Source organism: Sphingomonas sp. Ant H11, from assembly GCF_000797515.1.
Lineage (GTDB): Bacteria > Pseudomonadota > Alphaproteobacteria > Sphingomonadales > Sphingomonadaceae > Sphingomonas.
Genome location: NZ_JSBN01000031.1, coordinates 99649 through 115066, shown reverse-complemented (window position 1 = coordinate 115066; position 15418 = coordinate 99649). Strand labels below are relative to the sequence as shown.

At 60.7% G+C, this 15418-nt stretch carries 14 protein-coding genes, 1 tRNA gene and 2 pseudogenes; 10 read left to right on the top strand and 7 right to left on the bottom strand.

What is annotated here, in order from left to right:
* The first annotated feature begins 160 nt into the window (after nucleotides 1-160).
* Together NW75_RS24360 and NW75_RS28170 are read left to right on the top strand one after the other, a co-directional pair.
* A complete protein-coding gene (locus NW75_RS24360; protein ID WP_156142991.1) occupies nucleotides 161-856 on the top strand; it encodes a hypothetical protein in 696 nt (231 codons plus the stop codon).
* Nucleotides 857-946: 90 nt separating this feature from the next.
* Nucleotides 947-1192 carry a PilZ domain-containing protein gene (locus NW75_RS28170; RefSeq protein ID WP_080655009.1) on the top strand — a complete coding sequence of 82 codons (246 nt, stop codon included), beginning with the start codon at nucleotides 947-949 and terminating at the stop codon, nucleotides 1190-1192.
* 548 nt (nucleotides 1193-1740) lie between these two features.
* Here NW75_RS28170 and NW75_RS07685 read toward each other — a convergent pair.
* Nucleotides 1741-2436, bottom strand: coding sequence for a VIT1/CCC1 transporter family protein (locus NW75_RS07685; protein WP_006022566.1), 696 nt, complete (start codon nucleotides 2434-2436; stop codon nucleotides 1741-1743).
* Between the two features lie 284 nt (nucleotides 2437-2720).
* On the opposite strand from NW75_RS07685, the gene NW75_RS07680 reads away from it, so the two are divergent.
* On the top strand, nucleotides 2721-2987 hold the full coding sequence (locus NW75_RS07680; RefSeq protein ID WP_124810152.1) for a hypothetical protein: 267 nt from the start codon (nucleotides 2721-2723) through the stop codon (nucleotides 2985-2987).
* A gap of 47 nt (nucleotides 2988-3034) precedes the next feature.
* On the opposite strand, the gene NW75_RS07675 is transcribed toward NW75_RS07680, so the two are convergent.
* Together NW75_RS07675 and NW75_RS07670 are read right to left on the bottom strand one after the other, a co-directional pair.
* Entirely contained in the window at nucleotides 3035-6265 is a 3231-nt protein-coding gene (locus tag NW75_RS07675; RefSeq protein ID WP_033964555.1) for an efflux RND transporter permease subunit, read from the bottom strand.
* The gene (locus tag NW75_RS07670) at nucleotides 6262-7488 is read right to left on the bottom strand and encodes a TolC family protein (RefSeq protein WP_223806706.1); all 1227 of its coding nucleotides are present in this window, start codon (nucleotides 7486-7488) and stop codon (nucleotides 6262-6264) included. The genes NW75_RS07675 and NW75_RS07670 overlap by 4 nt, the downstream gene beginning before the upstream one ends.
* Nucleotides 7489-7649: 161 nt before the next feature.
* On the opposite strand from NW75_RS07670, the gene NW75_RS27705 reads away from it, so the two are divergent.
* Genes NW75_RS27705 through NW75_RS28165 form a run of 4 tightly spaced genes read left to right on the top strand, consistent with a single transcriptional unit; the run spans nucleotide 7650 to nucleotide 9653 of the window.
* On the top strand, nucleotides 7650-8000 hold the full coding sequence (locus tag NW75_RS27705; protein WP_331386016.1) for a response regulator: 351 nt from the start codon (nucleotides 7650-7652) through the stop codon (nucleotides 7998-8000).
* A gap of 50 nt (nucleotides 8001-8050) precedes the next feature.
* Nucleotides 8051-8308, top strand: a complete 258-nt coding sequence (locus NW75_RS27700) for a winged helix-turn-helix domain-containing protein (protein ID WP_331386015.1) — start codon at nucleotides 8051-8053, stop codon at nucleotides 8306-8308.
* Nucleotides 8308-9489, top strand: coding sequence for a sensor histidine kinase (locus tag NW75_RS07660; protein ID WP_052192289.1), 1182 nt, complete (start codon nucleotides 8308-8310; stop codon nucleotides 9487-9489). The genes NW75_RS27700 and NW75_RS07660 overlap by 1 nt, the downstream gene beginning before the upstream one ends.
* On the top strand, nucleotides 9384-9653 hold the full coding sequence (locus tag NW75_RS28165; protein ID WP_197057746.1) for a sensor histidine kinase: 270 nt from the start codon (nucleotides 9384-9386) through the stop codon (nucleotides 9651-9653). The genes NW75_RS07660 and NW75_RS28165 overlap by 106 nt, the downstream gene beginning before the upstream one ends.
* 31 nt (nucleotides 9654-9684) lie before the next feature.
* Here NW75_RS28165 and NW75_RS07655 read toward each other — a convergent pair whose 3' ends face one another.
* A complete protein-coding gene (locus NW75_RS07655) occupies nucleotides 9685-10230 on the bottom strand; it encodes a tetratricopeptide repeat protein (RefSeq protein WP_197057745.1) in 546 nt (181 codons plus the stop codon).
* Between the two features lie 123 nt (nucleotides 10231-10353).
* Between NW75_RS07655 and NW75_RS07650 the strand changes: the two genes are divergently transcribed.
* The 3 genes and pseudogenes from NW75_RS07650 to tnpC all read left to right on the top strand — a co-directional run bounded on the left by NW75_RS07650 (nucleotide 10354) and on the right by tnpC (nucleotide 12784).
* Complete coding sequence (locus tag NW75_RS07650) at nucleotides 10354-10752, top strand: transposase (protein ID WP_081988673.1); 399 nt, start codon at nucleotides 10354-10356, stop codon at nucleotides 10750-10752.
* On the top strand, nucleotides 10749-11105 hold the full coding sequence (tnpB, locus tag NW75_RS07645) for an IS66 family insertion sequence element accessory protein TnpB (protein WP_011090953.1): 357 nt from the start codon (nucleotides 10749-10751) through the stop codon (nucleotides 11103-11105). The genes NW75_RS07650 and tnpB overlap by 4 nt, the downstream gene beginning before the upstream one ends.
* A 134-nt stretch (nucleotides 11106-11239) precedes the next feature.
* Nucleotides 11240-12784 (top strand): annotated as a pseudogene (gene tnpC, locus NW75_RS07640) (IS66 family transposase).
* A gap of 708 nt (nucleotides 12785-13492) precedes the next feature.
* Here the strand turns inward: tnpC and NW75_RS07635 are convergent.
* The 3 genes and pseudogenes from NW75_RS07635 to dapB form a co-directional block, all read right to left on the bottom strand.
* Nucleotides 13493-13569: transfer RNA gene (locus NW75_RS07635), tRNA-Arg, on the bottom strand.
* 378 nt (nucleotides 13570-13947) lie between these two features.
* Nucleotides 13948-14611: pseudogene (gene nth, locus NW75_RS07630) on the bottom strand (endonuclease III).
* A complete protein-coding gene (gene dapB, locus NW75_RS07625) occupies nucleotides 14608-15336 on the bottom strand; it encodes a 4-hydroxy-tetrahydrodipicolinate reductase (protein WP_033964553.1) in 729 nt (242 codons plus the stop codon). Before dapB ends, nth begins: the two are co-directional and overlap by 4 nt.
* Nucleotides 15337-15418: the final 82 nt, after the last annotated feature.

Here is a 15418-nt window from a genome sequence, read left to right as displayed (position 1 = left end):
GATGATTCAGACTCGCGAGAACGACCTGAGCGGCACGCTTGCTCGACTACTGTCGCTTGGCATTGCTCGTTGATCCTCATGCGTCGGCAGCGGGTTGGAGCCGCTAGATGACATTGGCTGGATATCACCGTCATTCCTTGAGTGACAGTGTCTTGCGGGGTTGATCCGATATACAAAACAATATCCGGGATATACCATCGTATATTGTAAGGTCTTCGGCGATAACTACCTGCGCAATATCAAGCCGCTTAGACTCACCGGACACGGGCGCGTCGACTTCACTAGCGATGTGATCGCTCTGATTTATTTCGATCCGAGGTCTAGTGTGGGTATCGATATGGTTCTTGTCGAGCGCATCGTCGCGCGAAGCCCTCGTCTTCGGCGATTGCTTTATTCGTTGTCCTTAACCTTTCTGAAAGCGGCGTTTCGGTTTCGCCGCACGGGCTTGGATGCCTTTGCCCGACCGACATTGCGTTTATCGCAGTGTCTCTTTCGTACTGCCTCTTCGCGGATACGACGTCGTTATGCAGCCGAGCCGAAAATGACGTCGGACTCGCGCTTTGTGCTCCGTCGCCTTTCTCTCAAACTTTTGATCGTGCTGATCTTTGCCGGTGCTCAAAGCCCGCTGCCCTGGGGATTCGGGAAAGCGCTTACGATGATGCTGTTTATGAGCGCGGCTATCAGCTGTGCCTTGGCCCTCATGAACCACCAACGATTCAGATTGGGAGTCTTGAGCTACTGGGACGAATCTTTGGCCTTTGTCCTGCTCGGCCAAACCGCGCGATGGTGTTTCTACGTTGAAGTATTGCGAGTGCGCTATGCCGGGGGCTCTCGTCTTCAAAATACTCGCCAATAACCTGCCACGCGATACGGGAATCGCGAAGGTGGCCGTCGAGGCGAGACGCGGGGCAGCGACAACCGCCTGCGGCGTCGTTTGGTATTGGTTATGACGGAGCGTCGCACCACTCGCCGTCGCCGCACGCTGTTGACGGGGAAGATCATTCTCAATCAGCGATCGTCCGTGATAAGTTGCGTCGTCCGAAACTTGTCGGACACAGGCGCCTGCCTCGAAGTTCCTGCTGCCCTGAACATTCCGGATGCCTTCGAGCTGAAAATAGAACCTGGCGGCGCTTGCTCACAGTGTCGAATAGTCTGGCGGAGCGCTACGCGCATCGGCGTGGCGTTCGATTGACACAAAGCTAGAACGCGCCTTCACTTTCAAGGGCGAGTGTAAAGGCGCTGGCCCGAGATACTGGCCGCGCGCACGGCGCTGCAGGCGTGACGGCTGATATGGCCGGACGGCAGGCTACAGAAATAACAAGGACAATGTGTGGGGGAAAGAGCCAATCTCACAAGGAGAATGGCGCGCCGTACTGGATAAAAGTGCGAACGCATATGTGATTGAATCTGCGATTAATTTATTTTGGGGCATCGTGATCCTCTCATCTTTCAGCGTTCGCCGGCTGCCGCCAATAGCCCCACCCAAACGGGTGCGCCGAACCGAACGCGGAGCTGATATCGGACCAAGTACAAGGTATCCGGTATTTTGCTTCTCCCGGGTCTATGAGGAAATGACTAGCTCTTTCCAAATCTGGGCCGCGTACGCAGTGGCTCTCTCCTAGTCCTGAAGTCCGCGGCATGTGTGATTGGGTACCGCTGGAATACATCGCAGAAAATCCCATTCTGCAGCGATGCAAATATCGAGTGCAAAATCGATTAAAAAATAGAGAGCTCCGCGAACTAGACGGCTCGACCGATGAGGGCACCAATGGTCGCAGTTGAGGCCATGGCGACTGCTCCCCAAAACACGACCCGAAGAGTGGGTTTCCATATGCTGGCGCCGCCAGCGCGAGCGCCGATCGCTCCGAGAACGCCAAGTCCGATGAGGCAGGCAATGGAGACGGTCCAGGTGGCGGTCCAGGCCGGCGACAGGAGAGCGACGGCCAGCGGCAAAGTCGCGCCAGATGCGAAGGTGACCGCCGAAGTGAAAGCCGCTTGAACTGGCTTCGCCATCACATGACTGGTCAGTCCGAGTTCATCCCGCGCATGGGCCCCGAAGGCGTCCTTTGCCATCATCTGCTCGGCGACCTGTCGCGCCAGTTCGGGCGTTACACCACGCTGCTCGTAGATCGCGGCGAGTTCGGCCAGCTCCGCTTCAGGTTGCGTGGCAAGTTCGCGGCGCTCACGCGCCATGTCGGCTTCTTCCGTATCGGCCTGGGAACTGACCGACACATATTCGCCTGCAGCCATCGACATTGCTCCGGCGACGAGCCCCGCTACGCCAGCAACCAGAATTTCGTGGGAAGCGGCGGTCGCGGCGGCAACACCGACGATCAGACTCGATGTTGAAATCAGCCCGTCATTGGCGCCTAGCACCGCTGCGCGAAGCCAACCTATTCGTTCGATCAGATGGTTCTCTTTATGAAGGGCTCGCATGGAACATGGTCCTGAATTACATTTCTAAGGCTTTGTAACGCGGCGCTGAGCACATAGGAAAAGGCGCCTTGCCTTCGAGATCGATCTGGAAACTTGGCCGGTCAGGCTGATCAATGATGCTATCTTCCGATGAAACGCCTACCGTTCCATCGCCACATACGCTGTAGTCCAAAGCCGCATTCAACTTCAATCGCCGGAGTGTTGTCCAGGCCTCTCAACGTGACTTCATTTGCCCTGACACTCATCACCAGATGATATCGTCCGTGGTGCGACATGTAGACCTGATGGAGGCATTTTCCGCTGCTACAAAACGTAAGGCGGTCGCCACATCTGAGTTCATGAAGATGAAGAGCGATGAGACGAACGTTCCCAACGTCAATGAAGCGGCTGAAGCCACGCGTTGTTGTCAATTCATCGCCACATACCTTCCTGTATTTTTGAAGGCCTGCCCGCACTTCCGCCGGCAGGTTTTGCACGTAGAAAGGACTGGGTTGATTGTCATGGACAGGAGAACTTGCGAGCGAGAGGGCCGGCGAGACAAAGAAAAGTGACGTCATAGCGGCTAAGATTGCCACGTCACGGAGCCGATTCGATCTTTTCATGCTGAAACCTCCACTTCCAACGGCTGTTTCTCTCGTTCGACGACGGCTGCGGAGCGGCGCTCCATCCATCGGTAGATCGCCGGCAACAGCAGCAGCGTCAGAACGGTGGACGACAGGACGCCGCCGATGACGACAGTGGCGAGCGGTCGTTGCACCTCCGCTCCCGCGCCCTGTGAAATCGCCATCGGTACGAAGCCGATTCCCGCGACCATGGCGGTCGACAATACCGGACGGAGCCGATCCGTGGCGGCTTGCCGGACTGCCTCGATAACAGGCAGCTTCCGCCGCAACGCATTGATATGATCGATCAGAACGAGACCATTCAGCATCGCGATGCCGGAGACCGCGATAAAGCCGATCGCGGCGGTGATCGAGAATGGCATGTCACGTAGCCAGAGTGCCAGCACGCCACCGGTGATCGCAAACGGAATACCGGTATAGACGACGGCGGCATGACGGACGCTCCCCAACGCCGAATAAACGAGCAAGAAGATCATCAGCAGCGCCGCCGGCACGACGATCATCAGACGGGCTCGGGCCGCTTCTAGCTGACGGAACTGGCCTCCGAACTCGATGCGATAGGATTCAGGCAGCGCAAGCTTGCCGTCGAGGCGTGCACGCGCTGCGGTCACATAACCTTCGATGTCGCTGGTGTTGAGATTGACCATCAAGGCGGCGCGGCGCTTACCATTGTCGTGCAGGATCGGTTCGACCGTTCTCATCTCGCGCAGACTTGCAACGCGGTCCAGCGGCACAAGGCCGGACGCGCCGACGCGCAATGGAAGGGAGAGGATCGATTTTGTGTCCGCGCGTAAGGACTCGGGCATACGAACGACGATCGCGTGTCGATGCTCTCCGTCCGCGATGAAGCCGACCTCGTCCCCACCGATCGCTGACGCAATGGCACGGTTGACCTCGGCGGTTCCCAGCCCCAACCGCACCATCGCGTCGTGATTGATCTCGACCACCACACTGTGGGTGCGGCTGGCCGCTTCGAATGCGGCATTGGCGGTGCCGGGCACGCCTTGCAATTCCTCTCGCGCCTGCGCGGCGAGCCGCTCAAGCACGTCGTAGTCGTCTCCGAATATCTTGACCGACAGATCCGCCCGCGTGCCCTCCAACATTTCGTTGAAGCGCATCTCGATAGGCTGCGCGAAAAGGAATGACTGCTCCGGCGCCAGCGCAGTGGCAGCCTTTTCGATCGCCGCAACCAGCTCGCTCTTGTTGCGCGGCATGTCCGGACCTTGCGGCCATTGGTCGAGCGGCTTGTAGAAGATGTAGAGGTCGTTCTCATTCGGCGGCATCGGGTCGGTCGCAACCGCGCTGGTGCCGATGCGGGAGAAGGTTCGGGTCACTTGCGGAAAGCGACGCAAAATTTCACGCTCGGTTTGCTGCTCGATCTCAAGGCTACGGTCGAGCGACATCCCCACGGGCTTGTAGACCATCGCCGTGATGGAGCCCTCATCGAGGCGTGGCGTAAACTGCGAGCCAAGGGTCAGGAATATCCTCAATGCCACGGCCAACAGGACTGCCGATGGAACGAGAAGGGCAGCGGGATGACGGAGGGCGAAGTCCAGGACGGGACGGTAGCCCCGGATCACGAGGCCGGCGAAGCCACCGTTATGCGTGATGTGGTTGTCGGCGGTTATCTCCGGGAGAGAATCTTCCTTTTCACTGACGCTCGGCTGACGCACCTTCTCGCCTCGTAGCAGCCGGGCGCACAGCGCCGGCACTAGCGTAAAGGTAACGATCAGCGCCGCTGCCAGCGCCAGCATCACGGCTTGCGCCATCGGCTGAAACAGCTTCCCCTCGACGCCGCCCAGGCTGAGTACCGGCACATAAACCAGCGCGATGATGGCCATGCCGAAGAACACGGGCCGCGCCACGCCCCCCGCAGCGTTGATGACGATGCGACGGCGTTCATCGGCCGTCAGCTCGCGCCCCTTGAGGCGCTGTGCCTCGCCCATCAGACGCAATGTGTTTTCCACGACGACGATCGCGCCATCTACGACCAGGCCGAAGTCGAGCGCGCCGAGGCTCATCAGATTGCCCGATATACCGAGCGCATGCATGCCCGAGATCATCATGAGAAAGGCCAGCGGGATGACCGACGCGACGATAAATGCCGCGCGCCAGTTGCCGACCACGATCAGCAATACGACGGCGACCAGCAACGCTCCCTCGCCAAGGTTGCGCTCGACCGTCGCGATGGTGCGATCCACCAATTCTGAACGATCGTACTGAACCTGAAGGATCATGCCTTTGGGCAGCGCGGCGCGCAGGTTCGGCAATTGCGCATCGACGCGCCGGGCAACGTCCCGGCTGTTCTGCCCGACCAGCATCATCACTGTGCCGAGCACGGTTTCCTTGCCGTTGGTGGTCGCGGCGCCATCGCGTGGAGCATGGCCGATGGTCACGGTCGCCAGATCCGCTACAGTCAGCGGCCGCACGCCACCTGCGAATTTCGCGGGTAATGCGCGGATCATCTCCGCCGTCGTGACACGCGCTTCGGTTCGGACGGTGAAGCGTTGGCCGTTCTTGGTGATGGTCCCGCCGCCGGCATTGGCGACGTTGGCGCCAACAGCCTGGGCAAGCTCGCTCGGCGTGATGCCCGCTGTCGTGAGCTTCTTCAGATCAGGCTCGATGACAAACTGACGTTCGAGGCCGCCGTTGGAATTGACGTCGGCGACCCCCTCGATCGCGCGCAGCATCGGGCGCACGATATATTCCTGAGCCTCGAACAACTCCATCAGTTGTTGCCGCTCGTCCAAATCGGACGGCGGTTGCGCCCATTCGAGTGTGTAGTACCAGATTTCGCCAAGCCCGGTGGTGATCGGAGCGAGGCGCGGCGATGATCCGGCTGGCAGCATGTCGCGCACTGCGGAAAGCCGCTCGTTGACGAATTGGCGTGCGCGAAGCTGGTCCGTGCCGTCCTGATAGATGAGCGTGACCTGTGACAGTCCGGTCTTGGTGAGCGATCGCATTTCCCGCAGGCCCGGCTGACCACCCATGCTGCGCTCGATGGGCAGCGTCACAAGACGCTCGATTTCCTCTGGCGCCAGGGCAGGAACAGTCGTGTTGATCTGCACCTGCACGCCTGTGATGTCGGGAATGACATCGATTTGCAGATTCACGAAAGACCAGATTCCAAGACCAGCGATCAGCAAAGCGATGATCATCACCGTGGCTGGTCGACCGGTTGTCCATTCCAGAATCCGCCGCGTCATCGGGACACGCCGTCGAAGCTGCGGCCGCCATTGAGCGCCCGAAGTTGAAGCATCGCTTCCATAGCCTCACGTCGCGTGTCGAGCAGAGCCGACAGCGCGTCCAGATACTGGCGCTGCATCTCGACGTAAGTTGCGATCGGGATCGCTCCCTGGCGATAACTATCGGCGGCGGCGGTAGCTGCGGCCGCAAATTTCTCGGTGGCCCCGGCTGGCCAGCCCGCAAGGGCTCGACGCTTCGCCTCGTAGTAGGCTGCCTGTTCGTAAACCTGCCTCGCGATCCGTCGGTTGGCGGCGAGCAGGGCCGCATCGCCCTGGGATTGACGGCTCAACTCCTGTGCGAGGCCAGCAGCCTGGCTATTCCAAAGCGGCAACGTCGTCGTCAGCCGTATGCCGAAATTGGTCTCGCGGCTGTCTGACTTCGCGCGATTGAAGTAGGGACCGACTGAGACGTTCGGCACACGCGCTGCTTGTGCGAGGTCAACGCGCAACCCTTGCTGCTGCAATTGCGCGCGCAGCGACTGAATCTCGAAATTGTTGATGCCAGCTTGTTGCGCCATGCGCTCGACCGACGGAAGGCCGGGCAGCGTGATATCGGGCGGAGCAATGCGGAGCCGCGCTTTGAGCGGCGCGCCGCGAAGTTGATTCAGTTCGTAGACGATCGTGCTGGTCTCGGAATCAGCCATCGCGGCATTTCGCTCCGCCGTGATGGCACCCGCATCCAGAATGGCCGTGTCCAGCGTGGTGGCGATGCCCGCCGGATCCCGCTGCTCCACAACGCGTGCAAGCTCGCGCATCCGCGCGGCAACGTCGCGTGCCGCGGCGGCTTTCCGCTCGGCCGCGAACAAGGCATATCCCAAAGAGCGTGCCCGGCTTGCGAGCGTTGCGTCGAATTGCGCAAGACCGAGCCGCGCCAGCGCGATCTGATGCTCGGCGATGGCGCGACGGAGCGCCCCGCGTCCGGCAAAGTCGAGCGGCTGCATAATCGACAAGCCATATGTCGGCCCGGCGCCTTTCGGTGCACCTGTCAGGCCGTCGGCCATCCGGCGTTCGCCTAACTCGAATGCAGCTTCAGGGTCCGGCAGGCGATCAGCCGCGTCGCGCTCAACACCTGCAAGCCCGATCTGCTGGAAATAAAAGCGTCGTTCGGGGTTACTTGCCACGACGGAATTGGCAAGTGCATCAATCGACAGCACGGCGGCCTGCTGAGCGAAGGCTGGGGTCACCAAGATAATTGTTGATATGCGAACGATTATCAGGAGCAATTTTAACATTGGCACGAGTCTCAACACTGACTTCTAGACGCCTGATTGCCACGCTAGTCTGAACACAAGCTGTCAGCGTAAATGCAGGTTGATCCAGTATCGGACTGCAGCAATCAGGAGACATGACCATTCGCATTCTTCTTGTCGAAGACGATCAGGACATTGGCGCCCGCCTGAAGGAAGGGTTGGCCAGCTTTGGCTTTGTCGTTGAGCATGTGGAAGATGGTGAGCACGCCCTTTCCTTCGCGCTGCAAGAAGAATTCGACGCGATCGTTCTCGATCTCGGTTTACCCGGCCTGTCAGGCATCGAGGTCTTACGGAGGTTGCGACGTACCGGGGCCGCCACACCGGTCCTGATCCTGACGGCGCGCAGCAGCTGGACTGAGAAGGTGGAAGGTCTCAATGCAGGGGCTGATGACTATGTGGCGAAGCGTTTCACGTCGACGAAGTCGCAGCTCGCCTGCGCGCGCTGATGCGGCGCGTCGCGGGCCAAGCCACCTCCGAATTGCGCCACGGAGATATCGTGCTTGACCCCGTTGCCGGCACCGCCAATGTTGCGGGCCAGCCGATCGAATTGACGGCACAGGAATTTCGCCTGCTCCACCTCTTCCTGCATCGCGTCGGCCGCGTCGTGACGCAAGCCGAGTTGCTCGACCATCTCTACGGCCTGAATGAGGAACGCAGCTCGAATACGATCGAGGTCTATGTCGGTCGGCTGCGACGCAAAATCGGCCGCGATACCATCAGGACCCTGCGCGGTCTGGGCTACAGGTTCGGCTGATGGTCAGAAGTCTGCGCGCCCGGCTGCTGGTTGGCGTTATTCTCACGACCGTGACAGGTATCGCTGTCGCTGGCGTTTCGATTTCCGCGCTGTTCCGGGCGCACGTCACGGAGCTTGTCAATGCCGAGCTGATCGGTCATCTCGACGAGCTCGAAGGTCTGTTGGCCCGCACGGCCGACGGACATGTCGCTCTGGCACAAAGGCTCAGTGATCCGCGCTTCGCGCAGCCCGGGACTGGCTATTACTGGCAGGTGAGCGATCGCAACGGCATCGTCCTACAATCAGCCTCCCTCGAACCGCAACGGCGTTTTTCCGCCACCGCGCGGGGGGCGGATCGGCAGCTTACTCGCTCAGTCGAAGCTGGCCCGGCTGGTGAGCCGATGATCGCATATGAGCGACCGTGGCAGACCGCTGAAAACGGTTACGTGCTTCAAATTGGCGCCGACCAGCGGATCGTCGATGATGTACTGAGACATTTTAATCAGGCGCTGGCCCTGTCACTCGGCACACTGGCAATAGCCCTAATTGGGGCCGGCACGTTGCAGGCCTGGTTTGGTCTGCGTCCCATGCGCCGTCTGCGCGACGCGCTGGGCGACATTCGCGCGGGCAAAGCAGAAACCCTGCCTGGTGACTTCCCGTCCGAAGTTCGGCCGCTGGTCGATGATCTCAACGCTCTGATCGACGCCAATACCCAGATGGTTCGCCGCGCCCGCACGCAGGCGGGCAATCTCGCGCATGGCCTGAAGACACCATTGGCCGTGCTGACGGACGAAGCGCGCCGGCTGCTCGCGAGAGGTGATACCGAGGGCGCCGCGGTCCTGACTCAGCAAACAGGGCGGATGCAGCGCCAGATTGATTTCCAGCTTGCCCGAGCCCGTGCCGCAGCCAACGCCGGCCTGCCTGGCGTCATCACGCAGGTCGAACCTGCCTTCGCATCAATAGCCGCGGCGATGCGGCGGCTCTATGCTCATCGTGAGCTGACGATCGTCCATACAGCCGAGACGGAATTGCTTGCCGCCGTCGATCCCAACGACCTTGACGAGATGGTCGCCAACCTGGTCGATAATGCCTGCAAGTGGGCTCGTGGTGTTGTCTCGATCAAGCTACGCGCGATACCCCGACGGGGCAGCTCCTTATTACGATCGTTGATGACGGGCCAGGCATCCCGGCTGATGCACTAAACCGCGCGTTCGCCCCAGGCGAGCGGCTCGACGAGGCCAAACCGGGAAGCGGGCTCGGACTCGCAATCGTCCGCGATCTCGCCACACTGCACGGCGGCTCTGTCGAACTATCCAATGGCAGAAATGGAGGCCTTCACGCGGAGTTGCGGCTCCCATCAGCCTGACAAGTTCAACGGCGTCTAGGTTGGGCGAGTTTCATCGTGGCCGCGTCGTCCGCGCACCATTCGACCTGAGCGATTCGGCGCGCTCGAAATCAGCATCCGCGCCGCTCTGATCTCCAGCGTTCGCTTTCATCGTTCCGCGTTCGAACAAGAAGGTCGGATTCTTCGGATCAGCCTTGATGACCAGATCATAATCCGCGATGGCACGATCAAAGAGTCCTTTACGCCCGAGTGCCTTCCCGCGATTATAATAGGCACCGAGGTAGTCAGTCCTCAGTTGTACGGCGCGATCGAAATCAGAAATCGCGCGATCAAGCTCTCCCTTGCTCATTAAAGCAACGCCTCGGTTGTTGAGCGCGACATAGTAGTCGGGGGACAAACGAAGTGCTCGATCGTAATCCTCCATGGCACGGTCGATATCTCCACTCGACCGCAGCGCGACACCGCGATTGTTATAAGCCGCCGCCAACTGGGTGATCATCCGCTCGCCTGCCTGGATAACCGCTGTGCATCCCCGGATCGAGCGATCGGGTACGATTTCGGCCGCATGCACGCACGAGTCCCAATCCTCGTCGCTCAAAGCTGATGTGGGCGACGAGTTAATTGTAAGCGGAGCTTTTCTCCCATTTGATTGATTGGTTTCCCTTCGGCTTTCGCTCTGCGATTCTTGGCTGGTCAGAGAGCCAAGAGGAGACTGAAGGCGATGGAACAATCGGGGGAGGAAGCCGAAGCTGATGGCTTTGTAGGGAAGCTTACGCGCCGGACGCGTTCTGGAGGCCGGTTATGGTCTGCGGAGATCAAGGGGCGCGCTGTTTTCGAGAGCATGAAGCCCGACGCCCGCGTATGTGATGTCGCACGGCGTTATGGTGTGAAGGCCCAGCAGTTGACGACGTGGCGCAGATTGGCGCGTGCTGGCCGGCTCGCATTGGTCACGGACGACGCGGCGGATTTCGTGTCGATCGAGCTGAACGATCCAGCGGCGTCAGGCAAGAGCGAGGGGCCCGTCGAGATTACGATTGGCAAGGTTTCGGTCCGCCTGGATGCGGACGTGTCGGCGGTGCGGATCGCGGAGATCGTGACTGCGATCGAGCGTGGCGCATGATCATTCCGGCGCAGGGACTGCGGATTGTGCTTGCTGTGCGTCCTGTTGACTTCCGGTGTGGGCACGACGCGCTGGCCGGCCTGGTGCAAAACACGCTTGGGCTTGATCCGCATTCGGGCCTGATCGTGGTTTTTCGTTCGAAGCGCGCCGACCGGCTGAAGATTTTGCTATGGGACGGCACCGGCCTCGTTTTGGTCTACAAGCGCCTTGGCCGCGATGGTCGTTTCGAGTGGCCGCAGATCAGCGACGGCGTCATGCATCTGACGCGCGTGCAGTTCGAAGCGCTGTTTGAAGGACTGAACTGGAAGCGAGTGGGCGAACGGATTGTCGCGACGCCAGCTGCGGCGAACTGACTCAGACCCGACAACCTGTTTCGCGCGGGGCTTTGGGATGATAGCTTGCGGATGTGTCGCCATCCCCGATTGATCCCGCCCGTCTTGCAGCGCTGCCCGCCGATTTGCGAGCGCTCTTCCGCGCGCAGGAAGCGATGATTGAAGCCGAGCGTCGTCGCGCTGACGATGAATGCTCGGCGCGCCTTCATGTCGAGAGCGAACTGGCTGCGTCCAAAGAGACCGTCGAACGCCTCGAACTGCTCGTGAAGGAGTACGAGCGCGCACGTTTCGGCAAACGCTCGGAGAAGTTCAATCCCGATCAGATGCAACTGGTTCTCGAAGACATCGAGATTGCCATCGCCGAAGTCCAGGAGCGCCAGGACGATCGTGCGCGCCGCGCCGGCACGGCGCCGTCCAGCCGCCGGACCGGCCGCGCTGCCCGTGCCTTTCCCGCGCACCTGCCGCGCATCGAGCAGGTGATCGAACCCGAGAACCTCGAGTGTCCCTGCGGCTGCGGTCGGATGGTCCAGATCGGCGAGGATCGCTCCCGTCGTCTCGATGTCATGGCGGCCCAGTATCGGGTGATCGAGACGGTGCGACCGCGCTACGCCTGCGCAAACGGCTGCGCCGGTGTTGCTCAGGCGCCGCGCCCGCCCATCTCGTGGAGGGTGGCATCCCCACCGAGGCGCTGCTGGCGCAGGTGGCGGTCGCCAAGTTCAGCGAGCACATGCCACTCTATCGTCAGTCGCAGGTTCTGGCCCGGCATGGCATCTTCATCGATCGCGCCGTTCTGGCAGACTGGATGGGAACGGTCGCCTTCCACCTCGCGCCGCTGGTCGAGCGCATGAGCGTCGTGATGAAGCAATCGGGCCGCTTGTTCATGGACGAGACCAGGGCGCCCGTGCTCGATCCGGGCCGGGGCCGAACGAAGACCGGTTATCTGTGGGCTGTCCTGCGCGACGATCGCGGCCACGGCGGCGCTGATCCACCAATCGTGGTCTACCACTACGCACCAGGACGCGGTGGCGGACATGCTGAGCGCATCCTCGAGGGCTTCGACGGCATCCTTCAGGTCGACGGATACCAGGGCTATCATCGGCTCGCACGGCCCGAGCGCAAAGGCGGCGTGCCACTGCGGCTGGCCGCATGTTGGTCCCACTCAAGGCGTGAGATCATCGCAGCAACTCCGAAAGCCGGCTCACCGATCGCCGAAGCCGTTCTCGCGCGCATCGCCGCACTCTATGCAATCGAGAAGGAGATCCGTGGCGCCGACGCCCCGGCTCGGCAAAAAGACCCGTAACGAGCGATCACGGCCGCTGGTCGCTGAACTCGAGAGGTTCCTGCGCGAGCAAGCCGCCCGCCTGTCGCCGGGCAGCGAGATGGGCAAGGCGATCGCCTATCTCCTGAACCATTGGGATGGCCTCACCTTGTTTCTCGACGATGGTTGCGTTGAGATGGACACCAATCCCGTCGAAAATCAAATCAGGCCGCTGACTCTGACGCGTAAAAATAGTTTATTTGCTGGTCACGACGAAGGAGGTCGTTCATGGGCGCGCATAGCTTCGCTCATCGCCACCTGCAAGATCAACGGCGTGGAGCCCTACGCCTGGATGAAAGCGACCCTCAAAGCGATCGCAACTGGTCACCCGCAGTCCCGGATCGACGAACTCCTGCCCTGGTCGTTCGGCCGCACCTCGTGATTCTCCGTCGTTGCCGCCTCCATACCCGCCGCCAACGATTTGCAAACACGCTGATCAACAGGCTGCAATCCCCACGCCAAACCTTTGCGAATGGGACGCGAACGTCGCTTACAGTTAATTGCAAAGTACGCAATAAATATCGTTGTGCTCAATAACGTAAGAGCACAACGCTTCCAGCGGGTGGTTCGCGCTAGGATCGATGCAGTTCGTGTTCTCGTATACAGCGGCGTAATGCAAATGAGCAAAGAGTAGCCTCAAGTACGTGCATTATATTATTCCCAGTTTGTTCTCTAACAATCCTGTCTGAATTTTCCCTGACAATCGACGTTTGAGACATCCGATCTGGTCGCTTCCCGAACGAGAGTACACCCGTCGAGTGCTATAGAGATTACCAAGCGAGCGCCGTGCGTGCCATCCGACAGGGACAGATCCAAGACTCCCGGACTAAGCCTCAGTCTGGTAGCATGAAGACATCAGCGGTGTTTGATGTACTAGCAGCGGCAATCGACGGGACGGGATGGATCCGGACTCGGTCACGGGAGGGCAACGAGGAGCCGCTATCCGGAAGAAATCGTCCTGCAAGAATTGAACATCGCGCTCTGCGGCGCTGCCAACTTGAATGACCTCTGAAATATCTGGAGGTCAATACGGCGAATTGCTCTGCAACGGCGCTCCGCAAATATGCAAGATATCAACCTAATATTAAGTTGGCGCGCCCGACACGATTCGAACGTGTGGCCTCCACCTTCGGAGGGTGGCGCTCTATCCAGCTGAGCTACGGGCGCATCGATATTCAGATAGTGTCCGAGATCGACCACGGTCAATCGCGAATTCTAGAATCGACATGGCTCAAACGACGCGGGCTAAAGCCTCGCCGATCATCGCCATTCGTACTCCACAACCTCCTTTCGGTTTGCTTCCGTGGTGCTTCCGCGACCTCGAATGCGATTTTCGTGCTTCCTTCGAGTTTCGCCAATCGCTTGGTTTCACTCGTTTTTTACGACACCCTCGACCATCAGAAAGAGCTTGCATTTGCCTTCGGAGGGCAGCGCTCTATCCAGCTGAGCTACGGGTGCCTGATCCTTCGCCTAGCAAAGCCAATCGCGCTGCGCCAGTCCCTACCTGCGGTCTGGCATGACCGGCACAGCGCCATCATATGCGTGTCACGTCGCTTCTGTCGCGCCACGCTTTGGTGCTGTCGTCTTGGGCTTGTACGCGCACAGGTCGCGGACGACGCACCGCCAGCATTCGGGGGGTGCGGGCCTTGCAGACATATCGGCCGTGCAGGATCAGCCAGTGATGCGCGTGCAGCCGAAACGGTTGCGGGGTCGCCTTGTCGAGCTTCAGTTCGACCGCCAGCGGCGTTTTGCCGCGCGCCAGACCGGTACGGTTTCCGACGCGGAAGATATGCGTGTCGACCGCGAACGTCTCGGCCCCGAAGGCGACGTTCATCACGACATTGGCGGTCTTGCGCCCGACACCGGGCAGCGTTTCCAGCGCGTCGCGATCGGCGGGCACCTCGCCACCGTAAACATCGATCAGGCGCTGCGACAAGGCGATCACATTCTTGGCCTTGGTGTTGAACAGGCCGATCGTCTTGATGTGCTCCTTCAGCCCGTCCTCGCCAAGCGCAACCATTTGCGCGGGCGTCTTCACCTGTTCGAACAGCCGCCTGGTGGCCTTGTTGACGCCGATATCGGTCGCCTGTGCCGACAGCGCGACTGCGACGACCAACTGGAACGGGTTGCCCGCTTCCAGCTCGGTTTCCGGATGGGGATTGTCCGCCGCCAGCCGGGCATAAAATTCGACGACGTCGGCTTTTTTCAAACCCCCAGCACCTGGTCCATGCTGTAGCGTCCGGCGCCTTGCTCGGCGAGCCACAGCGCGGCGGTGATAGCACCGCGCGCGAAAATCGCTCTGTTTTCGGCGCGGTGCCCGATCTCAATCCGCTCGCCCTCGCCGGCAAAGATCACCAGATGATCGCCCGCAACCGATCCGCCGCGCAGGCTGGCAAAGCCGATCGTCCCTTCGGAGCGTGCGCCGGTCAGCCCGGCACGGTCCGCCACGCGCGCTTCGGCAAGGGTGATACCGCGCCCGGCGGCGGCGGCGTCGCCGAGCAGCAGGGCGGTGCCAGAGGGGGCGTCGACCTTGTGGCGATGGTGCATCTCGGCGATTTCAATGTCCCAATCGGGCCCCAGCCTCGACGCCGCTTCGCGCACCAATTTGGCGAGCAAGGTGACACCGAGCGAGACATTGCCCGTTTGCAACACCGCGATTTCGGCTGCGGCGACGTCGATCAGCGCGTGATGCGTTGGAGCAAGTCCGGTGGTGCCGATCAGGATCGGCGTGCGCGCTTGCCGTGCCGCGGCAAGCGTGCGCTCCAGCGCTGCCGGCGTCGAAAAATCGACCAGCACGTCAGCATCCAGCGCCAGCACGGCGGGATCGCCACCCGCGTCGATTCCTCCAGCCAATGTCGCGCCCAGGTCGGGCACTACGGCGGCAAGCGCCTGGCCCATTCGGCCCGCGCTGCCGATAATCCCGATTGCGGTCATCGCACGTCTCCCGATTTGCTGCGAGGCGGCTCTACCGAAGCAGAGCCGCCGACGCCATGCAGGAATTGGTCGAAACGCAGCG

Bases quoted from the DNA above. Each gene is read 5' to 3' on its own strand.
- NW75_RS28170 (WP_080655009.1), top strand. From the start codon at position 947: ATGACGGAGCGTCGCACCACTCGCCGTCGCCGCACGCTGTTGACGGGG.
- NW75_RS07685 (WP_006022566.1), bottom strand. From the start codon at position 2,436: ATGCGAGCCCTTCATAAAGAGAACCATCTGATCGAACGAATAGGTTGG.
- NW75_RS07680 (WP_124810152.1), top strand. From the start codon at position 2,721: ATGGAGGCATTTTCCGCTGCTACAAAACGTAAGGCGGTCGCCACATCT.
- NW75_RS07675 (WP_033964555.1), bottom strand. From the start codon at position 6,265: ATGACGCGGCGGATTCTGGAATGGACAACCGGTCGACCAGCCACGGTG.
- NW75_RS27705 (WP_331386016.1), top strand. From the start codon at position 7,650: ATGACCATTCGCATTCTTCTTGTCGAAGACGATCAGGACATTGGCGCC.
- NW75_RS07660 (WP_052192289.1), top strand. From the start codon at position 8,308: ATGGTCAGAAGTCTGCGCGCCCGGCTGCTGGTTGGCGTTATTCTCACG.
- NW75_RS07650 (WP_081988673.1), top strand. From the start codon at position 10,354: ATGGAACAATCGGGGGAGGAAGCCGAAGCTGATGGCTTTGTAGGGAAG.
- tnpB (WP_011090953.1), top strand. From the start codon at position 10,749: ATGATCATTCCGGCGCAGGGACTGCGGATTGTGCTTGCTGTGCGTCCT.
- dapB (WP_033964553.1), bottom strand. From the start codon at position 15,336: ATGACCGCAATCGGGATTATCGGCAGCGCGGGCCGAATGGGCCAGGCG.